This window comes from Streptococcus sp. oral taxon 058 str. F0407 (assembly GCF_000235485.1).
GTDB lineage: Bacteria > Bacillota > Bacilli > Lactobacillales > Streptococcaceae > Streptococcus.
The window spans coordinates 1-738 of the sequence record NZ_JH378876.1; the positions used below are offsets into that span (position 1 = coordinate 1).

The window sequence follows — 738 nt, forward strand, 5'->3', positions numbered from 1 at the left end:
AGAGGGTCAGCGGTTCGATCCCGTTAACTCCCATAGGTCCCGTAGTGTAGCGGTTATCACGTCGCCCTGTCACGGCGAAGATCGCGGGTTCGATTCCCGTCGGGACCGTAAGATAACGGAAGTTATTTTAGACTCGTTAGCTCAGTTGGTAGAGCAATTGACTTTTAATCAATGGGTCACTGGTTCGAGCCCAGTACGGGTCATATTTGCGGGTTTGGCGGAATTGGCAGACGCACCAGATTTAGGATCTGGCGCTTAACGGCGTGGGGGTTCAAGTCCCTTAACCCGCATAGTAGAAATTAGCCGGCTTAGCTCAGTTGGTAGAGCATCTGATTTGTAATCAGAGGGTCGCGTGTTCAAGTCATGTAGCCGGCATTAAAAATAGAAGAGGTCGATGCGAACGTAGTTCAGTGGTAGAACACCACCTTGCCAAGGTGGGGGTCGCGGGTTCGAATCCCGTCGTTCGCTTAGAGAGGCCGGGGTGGCGGAACTGGCAGACGCACAGGACTTAAAATCCTGCGATTGGTAACGATCGTACCGGTTCGATCCCGGTCCTCGGCATATAATAATGAGCACCCTTAGCTCAACTGGATAGAGTACCTGACTACGAATCAGGCGGTTAGAGGTTCGACTCCTCTAGGGTGCATTTTTTCTATTTAATTCGGGAAGTAGCTCAGCTTGGTAGAGTACTTGGTTTGGGACCAAGGTGTCGCAGGTTCGAATCCTGTCTTCCCGATT

8 tRNA genes are annotated in these 738 nt (G+C 51.4%); all 8 read left to right on the forward strand.

Annotated elements, in window-relative coordinates:
• Window positions 1-35: 35 nt before the first annotated feature.
• The 8 genes from HMPREF9184_RS00215 to HMPREF9184_RS00250 all read left to right on the forward strand — a co-directional run bounded on the left by HMPREF9184_RS00215 (window position 36) and on the right by HMPREF9184_RS00250 (window position 736).
• A tRNA-Asp gene (locus HMPREF9184_RS00215) sits at window positions 36-108 on the forward strand.
• Between the two features lie 22 nt (window positions 109-130).
• A tRNA-Lys gene (locus HMPREF9184_RS00220) sits at window positions 131-203 on the forward strand.
• A 5-nt stretch (window positions 204-208) separates the two neighbouring features.
• Window positions 209-290, forward strand: a tRNA-Leu gene (locus HMPREF9184_RS00225).
• 12 nt (window positions 291-302) lie between these two features.
• Window positions 303-375, forward strand: a tRNA-Thr gene (locus HMPREF9184_RS00230).
• Between the two features lie 21 nt (window positions 376-396).
• Window positions 397-468: transfer RNA gene (locus HMPREF9184_RS00235), tRNA-Gly, on the forward strand.
• A gap of 7 nt (window positions 469-475) precedes the next feature.
• A tRNA-Leu gene (locus tag HMPREF9184_RS00240) sits at window positions 476-561 on the forward strand.
• An 11-nt stretch (window positions 562-572) separates the two neighbouring features.
• Window positions 573-646, forward strand: a tRNA-Arg gene (locus tag HMPREF9184_RS00245).
• 16 nt (window positions 647-662) lie between these two features.
• Window positions 663-736: transfer RNA gene (locus HMPREF9184_RS00250), tRNA-Pro, on the forward strand.
• Window positions 737-738: the final 2 nt, after the last annotated feature.